The 25,914-nt window shown below is 58.3% G+C and carries 22 protein-coding genes; 13 read left to right on the top strand and 9 right to left on the bottom strand.

What is annotated here, in order from left to right:
* The first annotated feature begins 282 nt into the window (after window positions 1-282).
* The 7 genes from BOP93_RS08545 (at window position 283) to BOP93_RS08515 (ending at window position 7,915) form a co-directional block, all read left to right on the top strand.
* Window positions 283-597 (top strand): DUF883 family protein, encoded by a 315-nt coding sequence (locus BOP93_RS08545; RefSeq protein WP_104502266.1) that lies wholly within the window; start codon window positions 283-285, stop codon window positions 595-597.
* Between the two features lie 4 nt (window positions 598-601).
* The gene (locus tag BOP93_RS08540) at window positions 602-991 is read left to right on the top strand and encodes a phage holin family protein (RefSeq protein ID WP_104502265.1); all 390 of its coding nucleotides are present in this window, start codon (window positions 602-604) and stop codon (window positions 989-991) included.
* On the top strand, window positions 988-1,329 hold the full coding sequence (locus BOP93_RS08535; RefSeq protein WP_104502264.1) for a hypothetical protein: 342 nt from the start codon (window positions 988-990) through the stop codon (window positions 1,327-1,329). Before BOP93_RS08540 ends, BOP93_RS08535 begins: the two co-directional genes overlap by 4 nt.
* 166 nt (window positions 1,330-1,495) lie before the next feature.
* Complete coding sequence (locus tag BOP93_RS08530; protein WP_104502263.1) at window positions 1,496-2,827, top strand: deoxyguanosinetriphosphate triphosphohydrolase; 1,332 nt, start codon at window positions 1,496-1,498, stop codon at window positions 2,825-2,827.
* Window positions 2,828-2,993: 166 nt separating this feature from the next.
* Window positions 2,994-3,395, top strand: coding sequence for a response regulator (locus BOP93_RS08525; RefSeq protein WP_104505251.1), 402 nt, complete (start codon window positions 2,994-2,996; stop codon window positions 3,393-3,395).
* 249 nt (window positions 3,396-3,644) lie between these two features.
* Window positions 3,645-4,271, top strand: a complete 627-nt coding sequence (locus BOP93_RS08520) for a response regulator transcription factor (protein WP_104502262.1) — start codon at window positions 3,645-3,647, stop codon at window positions 4,269-4,271.
* A gap of 8 nt (window positions 4,272-4,279) precedes the next feature.
* Window positions 4,280-7,915 carry a transporter substrate-binding domain-containing protein gene (locus BOP93_RS08515; RefSeq protein WP_104502261.1) on the top strand — a complete coding sequence of 1,212 codons (3,636 nt, stop codon included), beginning with the start codon at window positions 4,280-4,282 and terminating at the stop codon, window positions 7,913-7,915.
* A gap of 150 nt (window positions 7,916-8,065) precedes the next feature.
* Here the strand turns inward: BOP93_RS08515 and BOP93_RS08510 are convergent, their stop codons facing one another.
* Window positions 8,066-8,548 carry a GAF domain-containing protein gene (locus BOP93_RS08510; protein WP_104502260.1) on the bottom strand — a complete coding sequence of 161 codons (483 nt, stop codon included), beginning with the start codon at window positions 8,546-8,548 and terminating at the stop codon, window positions 8,066-8,068.
* On the bottom strand, window positions 8,545-9,435 hold the full coding sequence (locus BOP93_RS08505; protein WP_104502259.1) for an ATP-binding protein: 891 nt from the start codon (window positions 9,433-9,435) through the stop codon (window positions 8,545-8,547). Before BOP93_RS08505 ends, BOP93_RS08510 begins: the two co-directional genes overlap by 4 nt.
* 166 nt (window positions 9,436-9,601) lie before the next feature.
* Between BOP93_RS08505 and BOP93_RS08500 the strand changes: the two genes are divergently transcribed.
* Window positions 9,602-11,911: a hybrid sensor histidine kinase/response regulator gene (locus BOP93_RS08500; protein WP_104505250.1), complete on the top strand. Its 2,310-nt coding sequence runs from the start codon at window positions 9,602-9,604 to the stop codon at window positions 11,909-11,911.
* 16 nt (window positions 11,912-11,927) lie between these two features.
* Here BOP93_RS08500 and BOP93_RS08495 read toward each other — a convergent pair whose 3' ends face one another.
* Together BOP93_RS08495 and msrB are read right to left on the bottom strand one after the other, a co-directional pair.
* Window positions 11,928-12,413: a glutathione peroxidase gene (locus tag BOP93_RS08495; RefSeq protein ID WP_065885155.1), complete on the bottom strand. Its 486-nt coding sequence runs from the start codon at window positions 12,411-12,413 to the stop codon at window positions 11,928-11,930.
* Between the two features lie 287 nt (window positions 12,414-12,700).
* Complete coding sequence (msrB, locus tag BOP93_RS08490) at window positions 12,701-13,093, bottom strand: peptide-methionine (R)-S-oxide reductase MsrB (RefSeq protein ID WP_104502258.1); 393 nt, start codon at window positions 13,091-13,093, stop codon at window positions 12,701-12,703.
* A gap of 201 nt (window positions 13,094-13,294) precedes the next feature.
* Between msrB and BOP93_RS08485 the strand changes: the two genes are divergently transcribed.
* Both BOP93_RS08485 and htpX read left to right on the top strand, forming a co-directional pair.
* Window positions 13,295-14,506: a pyridoxal phosphate-dependent aminotransferase gene (locus BOP93_RS08485; RefSeq protein ID WP_065885153.1), complete on the top strand. Its 1,212-nt coding sequence runs from the start codon at window positions 13,295-13,297 to the stop codon at window positions 14,504-14,506.
* Between the two features lie 304 nt (window positions 14,507-14,810).
* Complete coding sequence (htpX, locus tag BOP93_RS08480) at window positions 14,811-15,698, top strand: protease HtpX (protein ID WP_065885152.1); 888 nt, start codon at window positions 14,811-14,813, stop codon at window positions 15,696-15,698.
* A gap of 58 nt (window positions 15,699-15,756) precedes the next feature.
* Here htpX and BOP93_RS08475 read toward each other — a convergent pair whose 3' ends face one another.
* On the bottom strand, window positions 15,757-16,413 hold the full coding sequence (locus BOP93_RS08475; protein ID WP_104502257.1) for a thiopurine S-methyltransferase: 657 nt from the start codon (window positions 16,411-16,413) through the stop codon (window positions 15,757-15,759).
* A 103-nt stretch (window positions 16,414-16,516) separates the two neighbouring features.
* On the opposite strand from BOP93_RS08475, the gene BOP93_RS08470 reads away from it, so the two are divergent.
* Entirely contained in the window at window positions 16,517-17,284 is a 768-nt protein-coding gene (locus BOP93_RS08470; RefSeq protein ID WP_104502256.1) for a DODA-type extradiol aromatic ring-opening family dioxygenase, read from the top strand.
* Between the two features lie 185 nt (window positions 17,285-17,469).
* Here BOP93_RS08470 and BOP93_RS08465 read toward each other — a convergent pair whose 3' ends face one another.
* Both BOP93_RS08465 and BOP93_RS08460 read right to left on the bottom strand, forming a co-directional pair.
* Entirely contained in the window at window positions 17,470-18,675 is a 1,206-nt protein-coding gene (locus BOP93_RS08465) for a hypothetical protein (protein WP_104502255.1), read from the bottom strand.
* 225 nt (window positions 18,676-18,900) lie between these two features.
* The gene (locus BOP93_RS08460) at window positions 18,901-20,574 is read right to left on the bottom strand and encodes a DEAD/DEAH box helicase (protein ID WP_065885148.1); all 1,674 of its coding nucleotides are present in this window, start codon (window positions 20,572-20,574) and stop codon (window positions 18,901-18,903) included.
* Window positions 20,575-20,996: 422 nt separating this feature from the next.
* On the opposite strand from BOP93_RS08460, the gene BOP93_RS08455 reads away from it, so the two are divergent.
* Entirely contained in the window at window positions 20,997-21,788 is a 792-nt protein-coding gene (locus tag BOP93_RS08455) for a crotonase/enoyl-CoA hydratase family protein (protein ID WP_104502254.1), read from the top strand.
* 540 nt (window positions 21,789-22,328) lie between these two features.
* Here the strand turns inward: BOP93_RS08455 and BOP93_RS08445 are convergent.
* Entirely contained in the window at window positions 22,329-23,084 is a 756-nt protein-coding gene (locus BOP93_RS08445; protein WP_065894705.1) for a spermidine synthase, read from the bottom strand.
* Between the two features lie 125 nt (window positions 23,085-23,209).
* Between BOP93_RS08445 and BOP93_RS08440 the strand changes: the two genes are divergently transcribed.
* Window positions 23,210-24,556 (top strand): class II 3-deoxy-7-phosphoheptulonate synthase, encoded by a 1,347-nt coding sequence (locus tag BOP93_RS08440; protein WP_104502253.1) that lies wholly within the window; start codon window positions 23,210-23,212, stop codon window positions 24,554-24,556.
* Window positions 24,557-24,658: 102 nt separating this feature from the next.
* On the opposite strand, the gene BOP93_RS08435 is transcribed toward BOP93_RS08440, so the two are convergent.
* Window positions 24,659-25,888, bottom strand: a complete 1,230-nt coding sequence (locus BOP93_RS08435; RefSeq protein ID WP_104502252.1) for a winged helix-turn-helix domain-containing protein — start codon at window positions 25,886-25,888, stop codon at window positions 24,659-24,661.
* Window positions 25,889-25,914 lie beyond the last annotated feature (26 nt).

Below are 25,914 nucleotides of genomic sequence, written 5' to 3'. Positions count from 1 at the left end.
CACTAAATTGGCACCAAGGCGCCCACCCTTCTTCTGAGGGCGTGACCCGCTTTAGCGCAGCGATCAACACAACCGGCAATCCCCGAGAGGGGTATTTGCGCGAGTTTCAGTTAATTAGGGTAAGGTTTTTCAAGGCTTGCACCTCGGCCGCCCGGATTCAGCGCAAGCCCCGAAGCATACGCACCAAGGCAAAGCAAAAGCTGTACCACACAATCACAGTGAACCTTCGACAAGCCCCGCGACTCGAAACCACACGTACAGAACAGCCACACGGAGATAACCATGGCCGGTAAATCAGCAAAGACTGCTCAAGAAATACTGATGGCGGATTTTCAGACCCTCGTCGCCGACACCGAAAGACTGCTGGACGATACCGCCGTACTGGCCGGTGACCAGGCCGATGAACTGCGCACCAAGATTCATGAAAGCCTGTTAAAGGCCCGCGAAACCCTTCAGTTGACTGAAGACTCCCTGCGTGAGCGCGGTCAGGCGGCAATGACTGCGACGGAAGATTACGTGCAGGCCAACCCCTGGCAGTCCGTCGGCATCGCTGCCGGCGTGGGCTTTTTGATCGGTCTGCTGGCTACCAGGCGCTAATATCATGGCTATCGACGAATCCAGCTCGTCAAAGGGCGCAGGTACCACCTCCCGCCGCCTGGGCGCTGCCGTCCTCGGCTTATTGCACAGCCATGTCGAACTGTTTGGCATCGAGTTACAGGAGCAGAAGGCACGCACTGTCAGTTTGCTGCTGTTTGCCGGCCTGGCGTTGGTGTTTGCCCTGCTGCTGTTGGTGGGGTTATCGACACTGGTGATGATCCTGGTGTGGGACACCGGCTACCGCCTGACCGGGATCATCTGTCTGTGCATGTTTTATACACTGGCCGCAGCATTCTGCGGGGTCCGCTTGAAAGCGGCGGTGTTCGATGAGTCCACCCCCTTCCATGCCACCCTTGAAGAACTGGCCAATGATCGGGAGCGTCTGTTGCCATGAGCCTGCCTGAAATCCCGCAAAACACGTCCCGTCGGGAAATGCGCAAGGCGTTGATTCGCCTGCGCATGGAAATGCACCGTCAGGAAATCCGTCATGAATCCCAGCAACTGATGGCGCCCCTGCACAAAGTGCGCGACATGCGTCACAACTGGCAGGACAGCCTGGGCATCAAGCACGCGCCGCTGTGGGGCGTGGCAGCGGTGACCCTGATGGGATTCTTTACCGGCAAGGGTGCCAAGGGCGGCAGTATCGGTAGCGTTACGCGCCTGGTACGCCTGGGCGCCGGGTTGATCCCGCTGATCAAACTGGCCATGCAAGGCGCTTCGCGCAAACGATAAGCTCCGTTCGCTCAACACCATGACCTGACCGCCGAGCACTTGCGCAACGGCGGTCAGTGCCTGCTGTTCATCGCGCTTGAAACAATCGTCTTCAACATTGCGCTTGCCCCGCCAGCGTGGAAACGGGAAGCTGCACCTGTCATTCACCGTACGGAGCGTACCCGCCTTGGATTGGCCCACCCTGTTGACCCGTGAACGCCTTGGCAAGTCGCTGCACAGCCCTGAAGAACTGGGCCGCAGTCCTTTTCACAAAGACCATGACCGCATTATTTTCTCCGGCGCTTTCCGTCGCCTGGGCCGCAAGACCCAAGTGCATCCGGTTTCGAGCAACGACCATATCCACACACGCCTGACCCACTCGCTGGAAGTCAGTTGCGTGGGACGTTCCCTTGGCATGCGTGTTGGCGAAACGTTGCGTGGCGCCCTGCCCGACTGGTGCGATCCAAGCGATCTGGGCATGGTGGTGCAGTCGGCCTGCCTGGCCCATGACATCGGCAATCCTCCCTTCGGGCACTCCGGCGAAGACGCTATCCGTCACTGGTTCCAGCAGGCCGCCGGGCGCGGCTGGCTGGATGACATGAGCAGCGCCGAGCGCAATGACTTCCTCAACTTTGAAGGTAATGCCCAGGGTTTCCGTGTATTGACCCAACTTGAATATCATCAATTCGACGGCGGCACGCGGCTGACCTATGCCACCTTGGGCACCTACCTCAAGTACCCCTGGACTGCCCGCCACGCAGACTCGTTGGGCTACAAGAAACACAAGTTCGGCTGCTACCAGAGCGAGCTGCCTATTCTGGAACAGATCGCTCATAGGCTCGGCCTGCCTCAACTGGAGGAACAACGCTGGGCCCGCCACCCGTTGGTGTACTTGATGGAGGCCGCCGACGACATCTGCTATGCGTTGATCGACCTGGAAGATGGCCTGGAAATGGAGTTGCTGGAGTACGCCGAAGTCGAGTCACTGCTGCTCGACCTGGTGGGTGATGACCTGCCGCAGACGTACCGACAGCTGGGCGCGTCAGACTCGCGCCGTCGCAAGCTGGCAATCCTGCGCGGCAAGGCCATCGAGCACCTGACCAATGCGGCGGCGCGCGCCTTCGTCGAACAGCAGGATGCTCTGCTTGCCGGCACCCTGCCTGGCGATCTGGTAGAGCACATGCATGGTCCGGCAAAGCGCTGTGTACTGGATGCCAAGGACATGGCGCGCAAGAAAATCTTTCAAGACAAGCGCAAGACCCTGCATGAAATCGGCGCCTACACCACCCTGGAGATCCTGCTGAACGCGTTTTGCGGTGCGGCCCTGGAGCAACACGGTGGGCGTACGCCGTCGTTCAAGAACCAGCGCATTCTCGACTTGTTGGGCAACAGCGCGCCGGACCCCGCCTGGTCGTTGCACGCTGCCTTCCTGCGCATGATTGATTTTATCGCCGGTATGACCGACAGCTATGCCACCGAGATGGCACGGGAAATGACAGGACGCTCCAGTCCTCAATAACGTCTGGATAAGGCCGCTCTTCGCCCTGAAGGAATTGCCCTACGATGGGAACAGAGCGGCCTGATCGAATTCGTACACATTCTCGAGGAATAATCACGCACGCCCCCGCGGACCAGACGAGCAACTCCTACGCTCCCATTGATGCTTGACTCACCGTGTGCTCTTTATGCCCAGACACCCCCCTCGTATTCTTCTGGTAGAGGATCATCCCTTTCAACTCCTGGCCACCCAGTGCTTACTGAGAAGCTTTGGTTTCGACCAAATCACCCCCGTGGAAAATGCGGAGCAGGCCATATGCACAATGACTCAATCCGAGTTCTCTTACGACTTGATGTTATGCGACCAGTGCTTACCTGACCTGCCGGGTCTGGAATTGGTAGACATCGCCAGCCGCGGTCAATTTATTACCAGCGCGATTCTATTGAGCGGGCTACCAGCGGCAGAATTGCTCAAACTGACCACGCAAGCTACGCAGCGTGACCTTCCACTACTGGGCTGCTTATCAAAACCGTTAAACAGAGGTGAACTTGAAAGTTTGATGGCCCTGACTCAAACCTTATCAAAGTAGGACTTTTAACCTTATTAACTGCGAAAATTAACGTGATCGCCGCCGTAAATCGCTTATGACCGTTAACCAAGCCGCACGCCCTAAAAGCCCACACCTCAAGTGTCACAATTACCCATCGACTTGTAGTCCCCTACCTCTTTTGATGTAGGAAACTTCCTGTTTTGTACCTGTTCACCCCCTGCTTCATGCTGCTGCCGCTTCTTCTGAGCTAATGTGACCGCTTTATTTGCACCTGCATGGAATTTGATTATGAACACCGTTTTTATTATCGACGACCACCCCGTTATACGGCTTGCCATCAGAATGTTACTGGAACATGAAGGCTACAAAGTCGTTGGAGAAACGGATAACGGATGCGACGCCATACAAATGGTCCGCGAATGCCTGCCCGACTTGGTCATTCTCGATATCAGCATCCCGAAACTTGACGGCCTGGAAGTGCTCTGTCGATTCAACGCCATGAACACTTCGATGAAAACCCTGGTCCTCACGGCTCAATGCCCAACCCTGTTTGCCACGCGCTGCATGCGTTCGGGCGCTGACGGTTACGTCTGCAAGGAAGGTGACCTGAGCGAACTGCTGAGTGCTATTCGCGCAGTACTGTCCGGTTACAACTACTTCCCCAGCCAGGCGTTGAATGCAAATGGAACGGAAGGTGTTGACAGTCAGGAGCTGGAACTGTTCAAGGCCGTTAACGACCGAGAACTCATGGTCCTGCAACTTTTTGCACAAGGCCGCACTAACAAAGAAATAGCCAAAGGCATGTTCTTGAGCAATAAAACAGTCAGCACCTATAAAAAGAGATTAATGCAAAAACTAAAAGCCCAGTCTTTAGTTGAGCTCATCGAGATGGCAAAACGAAACGCGCTAGTGTGAGAAAGCGGATGCCCAGCCGTATCAAGGACTATTTGATTATATTGAGTGCCAGCCTGTACTTCAGCACGACCGTGCTCGCGGACTCCCCCATCCCCCCCCAACACTTCACCTTATTGAGTCGCGCGGGAACCGTTCAACTGGACACTCGACTGGACAGGACCCAGCGCCAGTGGCTGCAGTACAAGCGCGAACTGGTACTGGGTACCGCTGCGCCTGATTACCCGCCGTTCGACCTCACCTCCAGTGGCCGCGATTACGAGGGCCTTACCGCAGATTATGCAGGCCTGCTGGCCAAGGCACTTGCCATACCGATCAAGGTCCTTCGCTACCCTTCACGGTTGTCCGCCATTCAGGCCCTTGAAGCCGGCGACATTGACTTGCTGGGCTCCTCCAATGGCTTTGAAGCAGCAAACCCCAATCTGACACTGTCGGCGCCTTATGCCGTGGACCAGCCGGTACTGGTGACTCGCGAGGGAGAAACCCGAAGTCTCAGCAATGGCCTGGAAGGGCTGCGCTTAAGCCTGGTTTATCATTACCTGCCCCTTGAAGAGGTTGAGAAGCTGTACCCCAAGGCGGATATCCGCCCCTATCCCTCTTATCAGAACGCACTGAATGCCGTGGCATTCGACCAGGCGGATGTCTTTCTCGGCGACACCATTTCCACCCATTTCATGATTAACAAGGGCTACCTGAAAAACATCCGCATGGCCAATTTCGGCAAGCATGAAGCTTATGGTTTCAGCTTTGCCCTGCGCCACGACAACTTCATTCTCTTGAGCATTGTCGACACGGTGCTGGCGGCTGTGCCCATCAACGAACGCGACAGCATCGCCAAGCGTTGGAGCGCCGGCAGCGACATCCTGCTGACCGACAAGAAACTGCAACTGACCCCACGCGAGGAACGCTGGCTGAAGGCGCACCCGATCGTGACAGTCATCGTCAATGAAACCTTTGCCCCACTCACTTTCTTCGATGCGGAGGGCAACTTTCGCGGTATCACCGCCGACCTTCTTGAACTCATTCGCTTGCGTACCGGCTTGCGTTTCGCGGTTCAGCGTGGGCGTGAAGTTGACGATATGATCGAACAGGTCGCCGCGCAGAACGTCGACATGATCGGGGCCATCGTACCGAGTAACCAACGGGAGGCTCAGTTGAGTTTCAGCCGTCCCTACCTGGAAAACTCGTATGTGTTGCTGACCCGCAAAGAGCCTGGAGCGCCCGGGAACCTGGAGCAGATGACGGGCAAGCGCCTGGCGGTGACCCGAGGCACCCCACTGGCCGATACCCTGCGCAAGGACTATCCCCAGATTCAACTGGTGGAAACCGGCGATACCTTCAGGGCATCCGAGTTGCTGGCACAAGGACAAGTGGACGGCGCGGTGAACACGCTGCTGATTGCCAACTACTTCCTGTCCTCGAAAGTTTTCCGGGACAAGCTGCAGATCACGACCAGCATCGGCACAACGCCTGCAACATTCGCCCTGGCCACATCACGCCATGCCACCGAATTGAGCTCGATCCTCGACAAGGCGCTGCTCAGTATCGCCCCGGACGAAATGGGCGTGATCAACAGTCGCTGGCGTGGCTACACCGTCGAGTCCGACAGCTATTGGCGCAATTACAACCAACTGATTGCCAGGATCGTCATCGGAACGGGGTTGTTGCTCCTGGTTTCCCTGACCTGGAACGCCTACATGCGCCGCCAGATCAGGCAACGAAAAATGGCCGAGCGCGCCCTCAATGATCAGTTCGAGTTCATGCGCGCACTGGTCAACGAAACGCCACACCCCATCTATGTCCGTGACCGTAATGGCTTGCTGCAAACCTGCAATGACAGCTACCTGCAGACATTCGACGTCAAGCGAGAGGATGTGATCGGCAAAAGCGTGACCCAGATGAGCATGGCCCTGGCGCCTGAAGCGGCGCAGTACCACGCCGACTACCTGCGGGTGGTGGCTGAGGGCACGCCATTGATCCTGGACCGCACGCTGCATATCCACGAGAAGAAGCTGACGATCTACCACTGGATCCTGCCCTACCGCGACTCCATCGGCGAAGTCCAGGGCATCATTGGCGGCTGGATCGATATCAGTGAACGACGCCAGTTGTTTGATGAGCTGCGTGCCGCCAAAGAACGCGCCGATGAGGCAAACCGCGCCAAAAGCACCTTCCTTGCCACCATGAGCCACGAGATACGCACCCCGATGAACGCCGTGATCGGCATGCTCGAACTGACACTCAAGCGTGCCGACCAAGGGCATCTCGACCGTCCGGCGATAGAAGTAGCGTACAACTCAGCCAAGGATCTACTGGAGCTGATAGGCGATATTCTCGATATCGCGCGTATTGAGTCCGGGCGTCTGAGCCTGGCTCCGGAGCGCGTCAATCTGAGGGAAGTGATTGAGTCCGTGGTGCGCGTCTTCGATGGCCTTGCACGCCAGAAAACCCTCAGCTTGCTACTGGAGTTCAAGCCCGACCTGAGCGACATCGAAGTCTTGATAGACCCGCTGCGCTTCAAGCAAGTGCTGTCCAACCTGGTGAGCAACGCCATCAAGTTCACCGAGCATGGACAGGTGAAGGTCAAGGTGGAGGTGCAACCGAGCCAGACACCGGAGCAGGTCGAACTGAAGCTGATCGTGGAAGACACCGGCATAGGCATCAACCGCGACGACCAACTGCGCCTGTTCGAGCCATTTGCCCAGGCCGACAACTCCGGGCACCTGGCCAGAAGTGGCGCCGGCCTGGGCCTGGTGATCTGCCGCAGCCTCTGCGCAATGATGGGCGGCCAGTTAAGCTTGAGCAGCGTGCCCATGGTCGGCACCCAGGTGCACGTCAACCTGAAAATGCCGCGCCTGCGCCCGGTCACGACCGTGGGCGAGCATGCGCCAGCCAAGCCGGCCTCTACCCCGGTCCTCAATGTGCTGGTGGTAGACGACCACCCGGCGAACCGCCTGCTGATGTGCCAGCAACTGGGCTACCTGGGCCATCAGTTCACCGCCGCCGAGCACGGCGCTGCGGGGTTCCAGGCGTGGCGCCAGGAACAGTTCGACCTGGTGATCGCCGACTGCAACATGCCTATCATGAATGGGTACGAATTGAGCCGTTCGATTCGTGAATACGAGCAACGCGAACAGTTGGCACCCTGTGTGGTACTGGGGTTCACCGCCAATGCCCAACCGGAAGAAAGACAACGCTGCGTGGAAGCGGGCATGGATGACTGCCTGTTCAAGCCCATCAGTCTCACGATACTGGAGCGGCAACTCGCGCAAATCACACCGCAGCCCACGAGCCAGCGCCTGGACCTGGCGTGCCTGGACGCACTGACGGGAGGCGATCCGCAATTGAGTCGACGGTTGCTCGAAGAACTGCTGACCAGCAGCGTTCATGATCGTCAGGCACTCACCGCGCTGCTGGATCGCAAGGCATCATCCATGGACATTATCGAACAAGCCCACAAGATCAAGGGGGCCGCACGCATCGTCCAAGCCAATGCCCTGGCCGGGCAATGCGAAGCCCTGGAACAAGCCTGTTCCCGCGACGACGATCGACGAGTGGTCGAGGCGGGGATCAAATCCCTGGAAAAGCTCATGCTCGAGCTGGAACGGGCGCTGCAAGTTCAACTGCATGAACTGGACAGCCAATAAGTCAGTGTAGGAGCGAGCTTGCTCGCGAAAAACTCACAGGCACCGCGTTCATTCAGGAAGCACGCGTTATCGTTGACATTTTTCGCGAGCAAGCTCGCTCCTACAAGGGCGGTGTACGCTTAACTGAATGGCATTCCTCGCCTCGCTCGGTCAGCAATCGGTCAAGCGCAGAAAAATAGCCGCCAACTGTTCGATACCCATCTGGTCCTGGGGGGTAAAACGGGCCAGCGATGGGCTGTCGAGGTCAAGGACGCCGATCAACTGGCCGTTCTTGACCAGCGGCACTACCAATTCGCTGTTCGAGGCGCTGTCACAGGCAATGTGCCCGGCAAACGCATGCACGTCTTCCACTCGCTGGGTCTGCCGGGTCGCGGCGGCGGCGCCACACACACCACGACCGAAAGGGATCCGCACACAGGCAATCTGGCCCTGGAATGGACCAAGCACCAGCTCCTCATTGCGATTAAGGTAAAAGCCCGCCCAGTTCAGGTCATCCAACTGATTGAACAGAAACGCAGAAAACTGCGCGCTGTTGGCGATGAAATCCCGCTCATCGGCCAGCAGAGACTCCAATTGCGCGCACAGCAGGGCATAGCCATCCAGGCCGGTGCCGGCCTGTTGCAAGTCGATCATGGTTGACGCTCCAGCAATTTGAGACCCACCCAGTAACGGGCGAACTGATAGGCACAGCGGCCATTGCGGTTACCGCGCCCGGTGGCCCAGCGCACCGCAAGAATGTCGAGTTGTTCATCGCGCTGCCACTGCAGGCCGGCCTTGCCTGCAAGCTCACCGATCCAATGTTCCACCACATTCAGGAAGTGTTCCTGGGTGAAGGGGTAGAACGACAGCCACAAGCCGAAACGGTCGGACAAGGCGATCTTGTCTTCCACCGCCTCGCTCGGGTGCAGTTCGCCATCCACGCGCTTCCAATTGTCGTTGTCACTCTGGTTCTCCGGCACCAGGTGACGGCGGTTGGAGGTGGCGTACAGCAATACGTTTTCCGGCGCCTGCTCCAGGGAGCCATCCAGTACACTCTTGAGCACGCGATAGTCGCCTTCGCCTGCTTCGAACGAGAGGTCGTCGCAGAACAGAATGAAACGCTGCGGCAGCTTGAGCAGTTGCTCGACCACGCGCGGCAGGTCGGCCAGGTGGTCACGCTCGATTTCGATCAAGCGCAGGCCGGCCTTGGCATGCTGGGCGAGCAAGGCGCGGACCATGGAGGACTTGCCGGTACCACGCGACCCCCATAGCAGCGCATGGTTGGCGGGTAAGCCGTCAAGAAACTGCTGGGTGTTGCGCGCCAGCGTTTCGCGTTGCTTGTCGACGCCGATCAGGTCAGACAGACGCATGTCCAGGCTGACGTCCAGCGGCAACAGGAAACCTGAGCGGCCTTCGCGCTGCCAGCGCGCGGCCAGGCAGTGATGCCAGTCAATGGCTTGGCGCGGGGCGGGTAACAGGGGTTCCAGGCGCGCGAGCACTGCGTCAGCCCGCTCAAGAAAGGCATTCAATCGAGAATCCACAGCTATTCCTCTGGCAAGTTCTTGTAAAAGATGGCGTATTGACAACCCTGTGGCAGACCGTACAAGGCTGCGTCAAGAAAATCGATTCATGCCGGGCAAGTCAGCATTTGTGGATGTTCAGCTATGCTTGCCGGGCGAAGGGAAACGTGAAGTGGTTCAACACTCGATGGATATCAAGTTCGCCCACCGCTTGTCTTATAAACAAGCCAGATTGACTGTGCTGGTCGGTTTCGTCTTGGGAACCTTGCTCAGCCTTATCCAAATCGGCATTGATTATGCCAGCGAAGACGCATCCATCAACCGTGAAATACGCTCGCTGATCGAAATCAGCCACAACCCCGCCTCACGCATCGCCTATAACATCGATGCCGAACTCGCCCAGGAGCTGACCCTTGGCCTGCTGCACTCCCCGGCCATTTTTCACGCCCAACTGATCGACAACAACGGTGTGGTGCTGGCCGATGTCGACCGGCCGCGCCAGGAAAGCCATTATCGGCCCCTCAGCGATTTTCTGTTTGGCGCCAACCGTCAATTCGAAGACCGTCTGTACCTTAGCCACATGCCCAACGAATCCCTCGGCGTGCTGCGCCTTGATGTAGACACCTACGCGTTTGGCGGCCGCTTCCTTCGCCGCGCCGAGGTCACGTTGCTCAACGGCTTTGTCCGCAGCCTGCTGCTGACCGGGATCCTGCTGGGCTTGTTCTACGTCATGCTCACACAACCGCTGGTGCGTATTATTCGGGCATTGAGCACGCGCAGGCAGGCGCGCCTGGACTGTCCGCCAGGGCATGAGCATGACGAGATCGGCGTGCTGGTCAACGTTGCCAACCAGCAGTTCGAAAACATGGAAACCGAAATTCAGCAGCGTCGTCACGCCGAGGATCGCCTTACCGAGTACCTGGGTCAGCTTGAGGACATCGTTTCTGCGCGCACCCTTGAGCTCAAGACCAGCAACCAGCGCTTGAGCCAGTTCAATGATGAGCTGGAGGCTGCCAGATTGAATGCTCTGAGCATGGCCCAGGCGCGGGCGGCGTTTCTGGCCAACATGAGCCATGAAATCCGCACCCCGCTCAATGGCCTGTTGGGCATGATTGCCCTGTCGTTGGACAGCCCGCTCAACGCCGAGCAGCGCCAGCAATTGTCCATCGCCCATGACTCCGGCAAGGTACTGGTGGAGTTGCTCAACGATATCCTCGACCTGTCCAAGTTCGACGCGGGTCAACTGGAGCTTGAACGTATCCCGTTCGACCTTGGTTCACTGATGGAAGACACCGCCAACCTGTTATCGCAAAACGCCGCCCCCAGCGTGGAACTGACCTGCCTGATCGACCCGCTGTTTCCTGCTCAAGTGATTGGCGACCCGACGCGGGTAAGGCAAATCGTCAGTAACCTGCTGTCCAATGCCTTGAAATTCACCCGCTTCGGCCGCGTGGATGTCCGCCTGAGCCAACACGGCGAAGGGATCCGCATTGAAGTCTGCGATACCGGTATCGGTATTGCCCAGGATGCCCAGGTCAAGATTTTCCAGCCGTTCACCCAGGCCGGTGCCGGTATCACCCGCCAATACGGCGGCACGGGCTTGGGTCTGGCATTGACCCATAACCTGTGCGAGGCCATGCAGGGCCGTTTGAGCATCAGTTCGGAGGTCGGCTTCGGCAGCCAGTTCTGCGTCGACCTGCCGCTGCCCACCCACCTGCCGGCGGCGGCTCAAGTACCCTTGGCGGGGGATGTGATCGTCATTACCAACCGAAGCAGTGGCCTGGGAGAATTGCTCACCGTGCTGCTGCCCCACTGGGGATTGGCGCCGCGTTGTTATTCCATGGAAGACGACCTGAACGGCCAGCATCCCGACCTGTTGATCACCGACTGCCCGGAGTGCCTGTTCCGCCTGAGGCTGGGCATTACCGCGCCGATCCTGGTAGTGACGGCCTATGGCAATTTCATGCCTGGCGAAGAAGTCGCGGCGCTGGCACCGCTGCAGCAACAGGCCCGCCCGCTGAGCCGTAACGCGCTCTATCAGATCCTGCAGCGTAATTTGCACAGCGACACGCAGCCGATGGCGGACCCGGTGCGAATCGACGCCACCTCCCTCAGCCATCGCGCGCGCATCCTGCTGGTGGAGGACAACCCGGTCAATCAACTGGTGGCCAAGGGCATGCTCGGCAAGCTCGGCTGCGAAGTCATTGTGGCCGCCCACGGTGGCGAAGCCCTCAAGTGTCTTGAGGACCAGCGTTTCGATATGGTGTTGATGGACTGCAACATGCCCGTGATGAACGGCTACGAAGCGAGCCGGCAGATTCGCCAGAGCGGTCGCTGGCCGGACCTGCCGATCGTTGCCTTGACCGCCAACGCCCTCTCCGAAGAACGTGAGCGTTGCCGTGCGGCGGGGATGAATGACTACCTGGCCAAGCCGTTTCGCCGTGAAGAACTCAAGGCCCTGCTGGACCTGTGGGTGCCTGAGACGACAAGCCTCTGACTTGCACCAGCATCGGTCATTTGAGCAGCGCTTCGATCTCTTGGCTCAGATCCTGAGGCTTGGTGGTCGGTGCAAAACGCTTGACCTGCCTGCCATCACGCCCGATGAGGAACTTGGTGAAATTCCATTTGATATTCTTTGAGCCCAGCAGCCCCGGCGCCTGCTTTTTCAGCTGCACGAACAGCGGGTGGGCGTCGCTGCCGTTGACGTCGATCTTTTTGAACAAAGGAAAACTGACGCCGAAATTCAGCTCGCAGAACTCGGCTATCGCGCCTTCATTGCCCGGCTCCTGCTTGCCGAATTGATTGCAAGGAAAACCCAGCACCACCAGGCCCTGGTCCTTGTATTGCTGCCAGAGTTGTTCCAAGCCCTTGTACTGCGGGGTGAAACCACATTTGCTGGCGGTGTTGACCACCAGGATGGCCTTGCCGGCGAAATCGGCCAAGGTCTTTTGCTCACCCTTGATCGTAGTGCAAGGGATGCTCAGCAGGTTGTCGCTCATGGCAGTGACTCTGGCAAAGGGGAAGCAGAAAGATAGTACGCAATTGAATTGTGTACAAACTAATAAGCGGGAATGATGACGTCCCATCAACCAGCCCTCCATGTGAATGCCAGTCAATAAAGGCTTTTTGTAGGAGCGAGCTTGCTCGCGAAAAACTCACAGTCACCGCGCTCATTCAGAAAGCACGCATTATCGTCGACATTTTTCGCGAGCAAGCTCGCCCCTACAAAGGGCGATGTACGCTTAACGGACTGGCATTCCCACATTGTGGTCGAACACGTGCTCTCTCAGCGTGGCACCAGGTCCAGGCACACCGAGTTGATGCAGTAACGCAGGCCGGTCGGCGGCGGGCCGTCCGGGAACACGTGCCCCAGGTGTGCATCGCACTTGGCGCAGGTGACTTCGGTGCGAATCATGCCGTGGCTGACATCGCGGATCTCGACCATGGCACTGTCGGCAATCGGCTCGTAAAAGCTGGGCCAGCCGCAGCCCGAGTCAAACTTGGCCTTGGAATCGAACAGCGCCTCATTGCAGCAAATGCAGTGATACACACCGTCGGTCTTGGTTTCGTTGTACTTGCCGCTGAAAGGTCGCTCAGTGCCTTTGAGACGGCACACGTTGTACTGCTCCGGATCGAGCATGGCTTTCCATTCATCAACGGTTTTCTGCAGCTTTTCCATCGATACACCTCGGCAACTGAAAAACCCTGATCTGTGTCTTTTCCGTGGATCAGGCGGCACGTATGATTGCGCCTCTTCAAAACACCAGTCTGGCACCCGCGCCACCGGCATTCAAACGTATTTAAGGTGCGGGCCGCGCAGGATTCACAGTACGGTAGTGCCCACGCCGTCTGGATCGTTCATTTTCAGGATCACATCGCCATGCAGGTCAGCAAATCGAACAAGCTCGCCAACGTCTGCTACGACATTCGCGGCCCGGTGCTCAAGCACGCCAAACGCCTGGAAGAGGAAGGCCACCGCATCCTCAAGCTGAACATCGGCAACCCGGCGCCCTTTGGTTTCGAAGCGCCCGACGAAATCCTCCAGGACGTGATCCGCAACCTGCCCACGGCACAGGGCTACAGCGACTCCAAAGGCCTGTTCAGCGCGCGCAAGGCGGTGATGCAGTATTACCAGCAGAAGCAGGTGGAAGGTGTCGGGATTGAGGACATCTACCTGGGCAATGGCGTGTCCGAGCTGATCGTGATGTCGCTGCAAGCCCTGCTCAACAACGGCGACGAAGTGCTGGTGCCGGCGCCGGACTACCCATTGTGGACCGCCGCCGTGACCCTGGCCGGTGGCCACCCGGTGCATTACCTCTGCGACGAAGGTGCCGACTGGTTCCCTGACCTGGCCGATATCAAGGCCAAGATCACCCCGAACACGAAGGCCCTGGTGATCATCAACCCGAACAACCCCACCGGCGCCGTATATTCCAGGGAAGTGCTGCTGGGCATGCTCGAACTGGCGCGCCAACACAACCTGGTGGTGTTCTCCGATGAGATCTACGACAAGATTCTTTACGATGACGCAGTCCACGTATGCACTGCCTCCCTGGCCCCGGACCTGCTGTGCCTGACCTTCAACGGCTTGTCCAAATCCTACCGCGTGGCGGGCTTCCGCTCCGGCTGGATCGCCATTTCCGGGCCCAAGCACAACGCCCAGAGCTATATCGAAGGCATCGACATGCTGGCCAACATGCGCTTGTGCGCCAACGTGCCGAGCCAGCACGCGATCCAGACCGCCCTCGGCGGCTACCAGAGCATCAACGATCTGGTCCTGCCCCAAGGTCGCCTGCTGGAGCAACGTAACCGCACCTGGGAGTTGCTCAACGCAATCCCGGGCGTCAGCTGCGTGAAGCCCATGGGGGCGTTGTATGCATTCCCGAGGATTGACCCGAAAGTCTGCCCGATCCTCAACGACGAAAAGTTCGTGCTCGACCTGCTGCTGTCGGAAAAGCTGCTGGTAGTGCAAGGCACCGCGTTCAACTGGCCGTGGCCGGACCACTTCCGCGTGGTGACCCTACCGCGCGTGGATGAGCTGGATATGGCCATCGGTCGCATCGGCAACTTCCTCAAGTCCTATCGCCAGTAAGGGAAATGTGGCTGTACGACCTTCATTTGGTCGTACAGCGATTATCTGGCAACACTTCTTTGGCAAGGGCAGCCTCGGCGCCGACGATGGCACCGCGCCAGCCGCCCTGCCCTAGTGTTAACGGGTTGTTCGACACGCCAAGCGGCTAATCGGCAGAGGATTGGATGTGGGAAAATCCCTTCAACGCGCTACATTTTCGCTGTAGGACACAGTTTGAAATAGTCGCCCGGTTGAATCACCCCAGGCCGCACCTTATATACCCCGCAGTAAGCGACATATTAAGCATGAGGAGAATTCTACAACCATGATGCGCATCCTGCTGTTCTTGGCCACTAACCTGGCAGTCGTACTGATTGCCAGCGTCACCCTGAGCCTTTTTGGCTTTAATGGGTTCATGGCGGCCAACGGGGTTGATCTGAACCTCAATCAGCTGCTGATTTTCTGTGCGGTCTTTGGTTTTGCCGGTTCGCTGTTCTCGCTGTTCATCTCCAAGTGGATGGCGAAAATGAGCACCAGCACCCAGATCATCACTCAACCACGCACTCGCCATGAACAATGGCTGATGCAAACCGTGGAGCAGTTGTCTCAAGAAGCAGGCATCAAAATGCCCGAGGTGGGGATTTTCCCTGCTTACGAGGCCAACGCCTTTGCCACCGGCTGGAACAAGAACGACGCACTGGTCGCCGTCAGCCAGGGCCTGCTGGAGCGTTTCTCGCCGGACGAAGTCAAAGCAGTGCTGGCCCACGAGATCGGCCACGTGGCCAATGGCGACATGGTCACCCTCGCGCTGGTACAGGGCGTGGTGAACACCTTCGTGATGTTCTTCGCACGGATCATCGGCAACTTCGTCGACAAGGTGATCTTCAAGAACGAAGAAGGCCGCGGTATTGCCTACTTCGTGGCAACCATATTCGCCGAGCTGGTGCTGGGTTTCCTGGCCAGCGCCATCGTGATGTGGTTCTCGCGTAAACGTGAGTTCCGCGCAGACGAAGCCGGCGCACGCCTGGCGGGCACCAGCGCGATGATCGGCGCACTGCAGCGCCTGCGCTCCGAACAAGGCCTGCCGGTGCATATGCCGGACAGCCTGACCGCCTTTGGTATCAACGGTGGCATCAAGCAAGGCCTGGCGCGCATGTTCATGAGCCACCCACCTCTGGAAGAGCGGATTGACGCATTGCGTCGTCGTGGCTGACAGCATCGGGCAAGACAAAAGGGGCGATTGAATCGCCCCTTTTTTTTGCGGGCGTGATTCAGACCCTGGTCAACCGGTAAACCCGCTCGTCAAGGCGGGTGACACCGTCCTGAACAAACTTCCAGCTTTCGCCCAGAATGTCCTGCTCTTCGAGCTTGTCCAATGCCCAGTGCTCGCCCAGCAATACGCGCACTTCAGCATCGCTGACGGCAAAAGGCGGCCCGGCCTTTTGCACCTGGTCGTAATCGAGCGTAACCAGCAGGCCCTGGCAACCACGACCCAGCAAGGCAGTGAGGCGCTCGGCGTATTGGGCGCGCATCAACGGCGGCAACGCGATCAACGCTGCGCGGTCATACAGGGCGCTGCAACCAGCGACTGCATGTGCGTCGAGCGCGAAGAAATCGCCACACCACACCTCGATCAAGCCCGTCTGGTACACCTTGAAGTCGCCCCTTCGGCTGATCTGCGGCGCCAGCCCCTGCTCGTTGAAAAACGCCTCCACCGCCTGCTCCGACAGTTCCACCCCCATCACGTGGCAGCCCTGACTGGCCAGCCATACCAGATCCAGGCTTTTGCCACACAACGGCACCAGCACCTTGGCCCCATCCACCAGCCCCAACTGCGGCCAATGCCGCTGCAGATAGGGGTTGACCTCGGGCAAATGAAAGCCAATCTGGTTGCGGGCCCAACGCTCCTGCCAAAACTCAGGCTGCATAAATCACCTCGAAAATTCGATCAAAAAGCACTAAAACTTATATTAGATTTTGATTGATGATCTGACTGAAGATGGGCCTATGTTAACCCTCAGGACTCCTATTATGCTCCCCAGCCTGTTTATCTCGCACGGTTCCCCCATGCTCGCCCTGCAACCCGGCGCGAGCGGCCCGGCGTTGCAACGCCTGGCCGCCGAGCTGCCGCGCCCGAAGGCGATTGTGGTGGTATCGGCGCATTGGGAAAGCCAGGAGTTGCTGGTCAGTGGCGCCAGCGCGCCCGAGACCTGGCATGACTTCGGGGGTTTCCCTCGCGAGCTGTTTGCCGTGCAGTATCCCGCGCCGGGCGACCCACGACTGGCGGCTGAAATCGTCGAATTGCTGCATGCCGATGGCCTGGGTGCGCACATCGATGAGCGCCGCCCCTTCGACCATGGCACCTGGGTGCCCCTGTCGCTGATGTACCCGGCGGCGGATATCCCGGTGGTGCAAGTGTCGCTGCCCAGCCGCATGGGCCCAGCCCTGCAGAGCAGGGTTGGACGTGCTCTCGGCGGGTTGCGTGAACAAGGTGTGTTGTTGATTGGCTCCGGCAGCATCACTCATAACCTGGGCGAACTGGACTGGCATGCAGGACCTGAGAGCATTGAGCCCTGGGCGCAGGAATTCCGTAATTGGATAGTGGAAAAGCTGGAGATCAACGATGAAACCACCTTGCAAGACTATCGTCGCGAGGCTCCCCATGCGGTGCGTAGCCATCCCAGCGATGAACATCTTCTGCCATTGTTCTTTGCACAAGGCGCCGGAAAGTTATTCAGCGTCACGCATCAGGGTTTTACGATGGGAGCGTTAGGAATGGATATTTATCGATTTGATTAACTCATCGCAAGTCAATTGCTCGCGAGCAACTATCTGGACTGGTTTGTCCGCATACTAAAAACAGTGGTGAATCATATGACCAGCGCGCCCAACTCACTGTTGAGCCAATCACGCTCACTGTCCTTGACATCCACCCGACAAGCTATCTGTCAATACACTGGTCAAAGTCTCGGCCGTACTTTGGGTTAGCCAGTGGCTTCGAGCGTCATACGGCGTAGATTTGTAAGATCAGGCGAAGAAGAGAAAGACATGATATGAGGATTCTTCCTCGCTCCGCCATTGGGAATCCCCTCTATTGAACCAATTGTGTCGGACGTCGGCACATAGTACTTACCGTCGTTACGCTGAAGAATCAGATCTTCGATATTACGCCCACTCGAAAGGGTATTAATCACATCATCAAGCTCAAATGAACGAGCATTGTTAAGGGGGTGATCCGCTTTATTCGCCCAAACATGAAGATGTAACGTGGCTGTTTTTTCTGCAACCGGGAAATGGAAAAACATTTTCACCTTATCTTTCCGAGCATCGACGTCATAAACCTCAGAAAGATGATGTAAAGAATCGCCCCTCAGCTTTTCCAGCATTGGCAGATCGCTTTTATTTAAATCCAGAATGGAGGACAGGTATTTAACACCGGTACCCTCCTCGATGTGATCCAGTGTTCTTGAGTTACTCTTATAATCACCCCTGAGTTGATGAGCGTTGGCCCCTGCCTCGCCCGTCATTTTATCTACCAGCGGCATTTGCTGGTTAGGATGAATCGCCCACGCACCTAAGGTAACGCCGCCTTTTTTATCCTTGAGGGTCTTTTCATTTTCAGAATACTCCTTCATATCAATATAGGGCAGGTTGGGAAATATCAAAAAGCCATTTGACGCCTTGTCCAGAGGATTAAAATATTCGAATCTTTGTGGGGATAGCTGATAACCAGCACTATCTTTACACGGTGTCAGATTAAGAAAATCATGCAGGAATTTTGTGACACCCTCAACTTGGCGATAAGTATCTTTCAGCTTCGCAAGACTTTCCTTATCAAAACTCAAGACATTGCAGTCGGGTGCTTGATACTTCTTAGTCCCTACACCCGAATAAAACCTGAACTCTCCATATCGATCACCTTGAGCAGTATCATTTATGAATAAGCCGGTGTTTAAATTATAACCTTCAGCGGTTTTGTGAGCGAACACCGTACGCTCTCCCTGAGAACGCTGCGACGAACGGTCATTAAGATTTATATTGATATTGAGCTGATCCAATGTTCTCTGCATCGGGTGTGATTTTTTATTCGGGGAAACCTCATAAAGGCTTCCTTCATTATTCATGGCGCCCGCCTCCAGCCTGCTCATGGACTCATAACTTTGTGCCAGCTGATTATTTTGTATTCTCATTTCCACACTCTCTTTTTGCCAGTAAGAGCAAAAAGTACTTCTCCCGTCTATTTGATGCGTATAAGCTTTTTCCGAAGAGTGCGCAAAAACTTGCCTGATTTTATTCAGACATTTACGCCTTGCAACTCGTTGAACATCCAAGTCACTGTTACTAAATTTTAAACAAAAAAATCCCCGAACCAGTCGGGGATTTTTTATGTGCGATCAATCAGCCCAAGGGGCGGATCAATCTTCGCGGTAGCGACGCAGCTTCAACTGCTTACCGGCAACGCGAGTGTCTTTCAACTTGGCCAGCAGTTTTTCCAGACCATCTTCCGGCAGCTCCACCAGGGAGAAGCTATCACGGACCTGGATGCGACCGATGGCTTCACGTGCCAGGCCACCCTCGTTGAGGATAGCGCCCAGCAGGTTCTTGGCCGCGATACCGTCACGCGCGCCCAGCGCGGTACGGCAACGAGCACGACCTTCGGCCAATGGAACCGGAGCACGACGCTCACGATCGCCACGGTCCGGACGATCGCCGGTACGCTCTGGACGATCACCGCGTGGCGCGTTGTTCGGTACCAGTGGGCGTTCTTTCTCGATGGCCGCCAGGGTCAGGGCCTGACCGTTGGTGGCTTTGCGCAGCAACGCTGCAGCGAGGGCACGCGGAGTGCAACCGATATCGGCGGTCAGGCGGTCCAGCAGGTCGCCGTGGGTCGATTCAGCGTCAGCCACCAGTGGCGCCAGGCTGTTGGTCAGTTTCTTGATGCGCGCATCGAGAACGGCCTGGGCGTCCGGCAGGCGCACTTCGGCAACTTTCTGACCGGTTACACGCTCGATCACTTGCAGCATGCGGCGCTCACGCGGAGTCACCAGCAGCAGTGCACGGCCTTCGCGACCGGCACGGCCGGTACGGCCGATACGGTGAACGTAGGATTCCGGATCGTAAGGCATGTCAACGTTGAACACGTGGGTGATACGTGGAACGTCAAGGCCACGAGCGGCAACGTCGGTCGCCACAACGATGTCCAGACGGCCATCCTTGAGGGAATCGATCACGCGCTCACGCTGGTTCTGGGCGATGTCACCGTTGAGCGCAGCGGCCTTGTAGCCTTTGGCTTCCAGGGCGCTGGCCAGGTCAAGGGTGGCTTGCTTGGTGCGCACGAACATGATCAGCGCATCGAAGTCTTCGACTTCCAACAGGCTCAATACAGCCGAGGTCTTCTGGTCAGCGTGAACCAACAGGTGAGCCTGTTCGATCGCAGTAACGGTCTGGGTCTTGGTCTGGATCTTCACGTGTTGCGGATCGCGCAGGTGGCGTTCGGCGATGGCACGGATCGACTGCGGCAGGGTGGCCGAGAACAGCACGGTCTGACGGGTCGGTGGCAGCGCCTTGAAGATGACTTCCAAGTCATCCATGAAGCCCAGTTTCAACATTTCGTCGGCTTCGTCGAGAACCAGGTGGTTCACGGTCGACAGGACTTTCTCGTCACGACGCAGGTGGTCGCACAGACGGCCCGGGGTGGCGACAACGATCTGTGCGCCGTTACGGATGGCTTTCAGTTGTGGGCCCATGGGCGCGCCGCCGTAAACGGCCACAACGGTTACACCTGGCATTTGCTTGGCGTAGGTTTCGAAAGCGGTTGCTACTTGCAGCGCCAACTCACGGGTTGGCGCCAGGATCAGGGCTTGCGGTTCGCGCTTGGCAGGATCGATGCAATGCAAAATAGGCAAGGCGAACGCGGCGGTTTTACCGGTACCGGTTTGCGCCTGGCCAATCATGTCCTGGCCGGCCATGATGATCGGGATCGATTGCTGCTGAATAGCCGAAGGTTCTTCGTAGCCAGTCGCGATGACAGCGGCGAGAATGTTCGGGTTAAGATTAAAAGCGGCGAAGCCGCCGGTTTCCTGGGTCATGGGTCTGCCTCTAAGTGCATCCGCAAAGACCCATGCTCCAAAGCTGCGCATGCCGTGTTGAGACTCAAGAGTCGCCCTGGCTGCTTTGTCGGCGGGGATTTGCGAAAACGAATGAATGAAAAAGATTCGTCAAGGAAGAGTCCGCTGTGCGGACGTGCAGCCGAAGCTGACTTCGGGGAATTGCGCTACCTAAACGCGGCCCGGTTAAAGGCCGGCGCGCACTATACCGGAAATAGCTGAAAAAGGGAGCTTTTTTTATCGTGAAGCGCTGAGAAACCGTGCTGTGTCACAGCCTTTGCAGATAAGCGCGCCAGGGTCTATTTTTCAGAAGCCCGGCCCAGTGGGTCATCACGCTTAAACGGTTCACCTATCCAGACCGGCCCTTTGGTCTGAAACCTTACCCGCGCCCGAGGGCACACCCGATGAATCAAGCCAGCACCAGCCGCGTCAGCCGTGAACTCCAGGGTCATGTCCTGCTGTTGGGACTGGATCGAGTGGCCAAGCGAAATGCTTTCGACCTGGATTTGCTCAACGAACTGAGCATGGCCTATGGCGATTTTGATCGAAACGATGACGCGCGCGTCGCCGTGGTGTTTGCCCATGGCGATCACTTCACCGCAGGGCTCGACCTGGCCAATGTCAGCGGCGTAATGGCCGGCGGCTGGCAACCGCCCCTGGGCGGCTGCGATCCCTGGGGCGTGTTCGCCGGCCCCAGGGTCAATAAGCCGGTGATCGTTGCCGTCCACGGCTACTGCCTGACCATCGGCATCGAACTGATGCTGGCGGCGGATATCAACCTGTGCGCCAGCAACACTCGCTTCGCGCAGATGGAAGTTCAGCGTGGGATATTTCCGTTCGGCGGCGCGACATTACGCTTTCATCAGATCGCCGGCTGGGGCAATGCAATGCGCTGGTTGCTGACCGGCGATGAATTTGACGCCCATGAAGCCCTGCGTCTGGGCCTGGTGCAGGAAGTGATGGCCAGCGAAGACTTGCTGCCGCGCGCCATCGAGTTGGCCAATCGCATCGCACGCCAGGCGCCGCTTGGGGTGCAGGCAACGCTGATGTCGGCGCGACTGGCACACAGGGAAGGTGAGACCGTCGCGGCGGCCGCATTGCCGCCGATGGTGGATAAATTGCTCAACAGCGAGGATGCCAAGGAAGGCGCACGGGCGATGATCGAGAAGCGCCCGGGGGTGTTCAAGGGTATTTGACTTGGCAATACCGGCCTAATGGGCCATAGGCATCTACACAACTCTGCAGCGCCCAACCCTAACCACGATGCGCAGCGAGTCGCCGGTAACCACGATGCGAAGCGAGTCGCTCTTGATCTTGATCTGCTTTTGATCTCAGGCGCCCCGTTAAACCACGCTGGCCGAACGCAGGCTTGAATCCGTGGGCAACCCGGCAGGACGCCGGGTTAGCCGCCCCGCGCCATGGATGGCGCGTGGTGGCGGCCCACGGATTCAAGCCTGCGTTCGGGCACACCGAGCCTGGGCGAGGTGCCGAGTGGTGGGGCAAGAGCGTTTTGCTTACTTTTGCGCTTTTCAAAAGTGAGCCGCTGTAAAAGCGGAACCCATAGCAGCCGTTACCGCAGAAACGGATATGTACTCAACCCAATCCAACATCCCGGCCAGCCCGGAGGCCGCCATCGGGGGCAAGCCCCCTCCCACACTTGAATGTATTCACAAATCAAAATGTGGCAGGGCCAGTGCGACGATTCGACTTGCCCCCGATGAGGCCGGCACAGACGATTAAGTAGCCGGCCGAATCGCCTTGATCAACGCCTGCAACGAATACCCCAGACGCGGCGCCAAAGCTTCTGCACGGACCACCAGCGCCTCCAGGTCCAACTCCTGATCCAGCTCCGAAGGCACCAGCAGAATCACATTGCCCTCCTTCACCGGCAGTTCCCAGTAATGCCGGTGATACAACCCGCGCAACAACGCTGCGCCCAGCGGCTTGCCGTCATCGGTGGCCCACTGGTTGATCACCAGCCAGCCGCCCGGGTTGAGCTTCTTCTGGCAGTTCTCGAGGAACGTCCAGGCCAGGTGGCCGACGCCCGGCCCCACATCGGTGTACAAGTCGACGAAGATCAGATCGGCCGGTTCAGCGCTGTCGAGCAATTGCAGGGCATCGCCGATACGGATATACAGGCGTGGGTCATCGTCCAGCCCCAGATACTCCATCGCCAGGCGCGGTACGTCGGGGCGCAGCTCGATGGCCTCAACATCGTCAAGCGTCAGGAACCTGAGGCAGGCCTGGGTCAAGGTGCCAGCGCCCAGGCCAAGGAACAGCGCACTTTCCGGCTGCTCATGGCACAACGCCCCGATCAACATGGCGCGGGTGTAGTCGTACTCCAGCCAGCTCGGGTCGGCGGTGAACACGCAACTCTGCTCGATGGCGTCGCCAAATTCGAGAAAACGGTAATCGGCCACTTCCAGCACACGGATCATGCCGAAATCATCATGGACTTCGGCCAGCAGGCGCTCGACACGCTCCTCGCTCATCACTACTCCTAACGGGTTTGCTGCAGGACAAAGTGCGCGATTGTCAGCCAAGCGACGCCAGCAGGTCACGCACTAATTGCTGCTAACATTGACGTCCGAACCTCAACCTAACTAACGAGTTCATGATGAGCCAACCCTGGAGCCACGACAGCTGGCGTGCCCTGCCGATCCAGCAACAACCCCTTTACCCGAATGCTGCGCACCTGCTGCAAGTGGAGCAGAGCCTGGCCAGTTACCCGCCGCTGGTATTTGCCGGGGAAGCCCGCGAATTGCGTCGTCAGTTTGCCGAAGTGACCCAGGGTCGCGCCTTCCTGCTGCAAGGCGGTGACTGCGCCGAGAGCTTTGCCGAGTTCTCCGCCGCGAAAATCCGCGACACCTTCAAGGTGCTGCTGCAGATGGCAATTGTGATGACCTTCGCCGCCGGCTGCCCGGTGGTCAAGGTCGGACGCATGGCCGGCCAGTTCGCCAAGCCGCGCTCGTCCAACGATGAAACCATCGACGGCATCACCCTGCCCGCCTACCGCGGCGATATCGTCAATGGCATCGGCTTCGACGAAAAGAGCCGCGTACCGGACCCGGACCGCCTGTTGCAGAGCTACCACCAGTCCACCGCCACCCTCAACCTGCTGCGGGCCTTTGCCCAGGGGGGCTTCGCCGACCTGCACCAGGTGCACAAGTGGAACCTGGACTTTATCGCCAACTCCGCGTTGGCCGAGAAGTACAGCCAACTGGCCGACCGCATCGACGAAACCCTGGCCTTCATGCGCGCCTGCGGCATGGACGATTCGCCGCAACTGCGCGAGACCAGCTTCTTCACCGCGCACGAAGCGTTGCTGCTCAACTATGAAGAAGCCTTTGTGCGTCGCGACAGCCTGACCAACGACTACTACGCCTGCTCGGCCCATATGCTCTGGATTGGCGACCGTACCCGGCAGTTGGATGGGGCCCATGTCGAATTCCTGCGCGGGGTGAACAACCCGATCGGGGTCAAGGTCGGCCCGAGCATGAACCCCGACGACCTGATCCGCCTGATCGATATTCTCAACCCGAATAACGATCCTGGCCGCTTGAACCTGATCGCACGCATGGGCGCCAATAAGGTTGGCGACCACCTGCCCGGGCTGATTCGCGCCGTGCAGCGCGAAGGCAAGCAGGTACTGTGGAGCTCCGATCCGATGCATGGCAATACCATCAAGGCCAGCAGCGGTTACAAGACCCGCGACTTTGCGCAGATCCTTGGCGAAGTGAAGGAGTTCTTCCAGGTGCACCAGGCTGAAGGCAGCTATGCCGGCGGCATTCATATCGAGATGACCGGGCAGAACGTCACCGAATGCATCGGCGGCGCACGGCCGATCACCGAGGACGGCTTGTCGGACCGCTATCACACTCACTGCGACCCGCGGATGAACGCCGATCAGTCGCTGGAGCTGGCGTTTCTGATTGCCGAAACCTTGAAACAGGTCAAGCGTTAGGTTCCAGGTTGTTGTCGCCTGGACTGACGCCAATCGGGGGCAAGCCCCCTCCCACAGGGACCGCGCTCAACAGGTGGGAGGGGGCTTGCCCCCGATGGCGCCCTAAAGCCCAGCATCGATCCTGAGCATCGCCTCGCGTAACCGTGCGGCACTGGCCCGCTGGCAATTGAGCTTGATCTGTTGCAGCCCCAGCCAATCGGCCATCTGCCGCAGGTTCAGCGCCAACGCCAACATGCCCGGCTCATCCAGGCCCTGCTCTTCCTCGTGCACAGCATGCACCGCCAGGCAGTTGTTGGCCCGTTCGGCACGCACATCAACGCGCGCAGCGATCCGCTCGCAGTGCAAAAACGGCAGCACGTAGTAGCCGTACACCCGCTTGTGTTGTGGGGTATAGATTTCCAGCCGGTAACGGAAATCGAACAGGCGTTCGGTACGGGCACGCTCCCAGATCAACGAATCAAAGGGCGACAGCAATGCGCTGGCCGGCACGCTGCGTGGTACTTTCGGCTCGGGCAGGCAATACGCCGACTGCTTCCAGCCCTGCACCTGGCAACTCAGCAATTGCCCCTCCTCGACCAACTCGGCCAGGCGCTGGCGACTGTCGACGGGATCGAGGCGAAAGTAATCGCGCAGATCTTTTTCAGTGGCCACGCCCAGTGCGCTGGCGCTGTGCAGCAACAAGCCACGCTGGGCATCGGCTTCGCTCACGAAGGTTTGCAGGATCTCGCCGGGGATAACTCGCTCCGGCAAATCGTACAGACGCTCAAACCCTCGCCGCCCCGCCACGGTCACCAGACCGGCTGCGAACAGCCATTCCAGCGCATGCTTCTCGTCACTCCAATCCCACCAGGGCCCGGCGCGCTCGGCACGGGTCGACAAGCTGCCCGCGCCCAACGCGCCCTGCTGCTCGACGGCCTGCAGCACGCGCCGGACAGTGTCTTGCCGCTCACGTCCGAACCGAGCCATTTGCGCATAAATCCCCCGCCCCTGTCTGGCCCGCTCCATGCGCCAGCGCATCAATGGGTACATCGCCATGGGCAGCAGCGAGGCCTCGTGTCCCCAGTATTCGAACAGCGAACGCCGCCGCCCCTGGCTCCAGGCGGCCTGTTCGAGCATCGAGGCGGAATAATTGCCCAGTCGAGAAAACAGCGGCAGGTAATGGGAACGCACCACCGCATTGACTGAGTCGATCTGCAGCACGCCAAGGCGTTCGATCAAGCGGTTGAGATGTGCTGCTTTTATCTGCGCCGGCGGCTGGCGCCCGGAAAAGCCCTGGGCCGCCAGCGCCATACGGCGTGCCTGCTTGAGGGAAAAGGAGAGGACGGCGGGCATGGATGACTCCTTGAATGCTCGCACCT

The sequence above is a fragment of the Pseudomonas orientalis genome, assembly GCF_002934065.1.
Lineage (GTDB): Bacteria > Pseudomonadota > Gammaproteobacteria > Pseudomonadales > Pseudomonadaceae > Aquipseudomonas > Aquipseudomonas orientalis_A.
The sequence above is the reverse complement of the archived record's forward strand: the minus strand, read 5'-3'. Positions and strand labels throughout refer to the sequence as shown.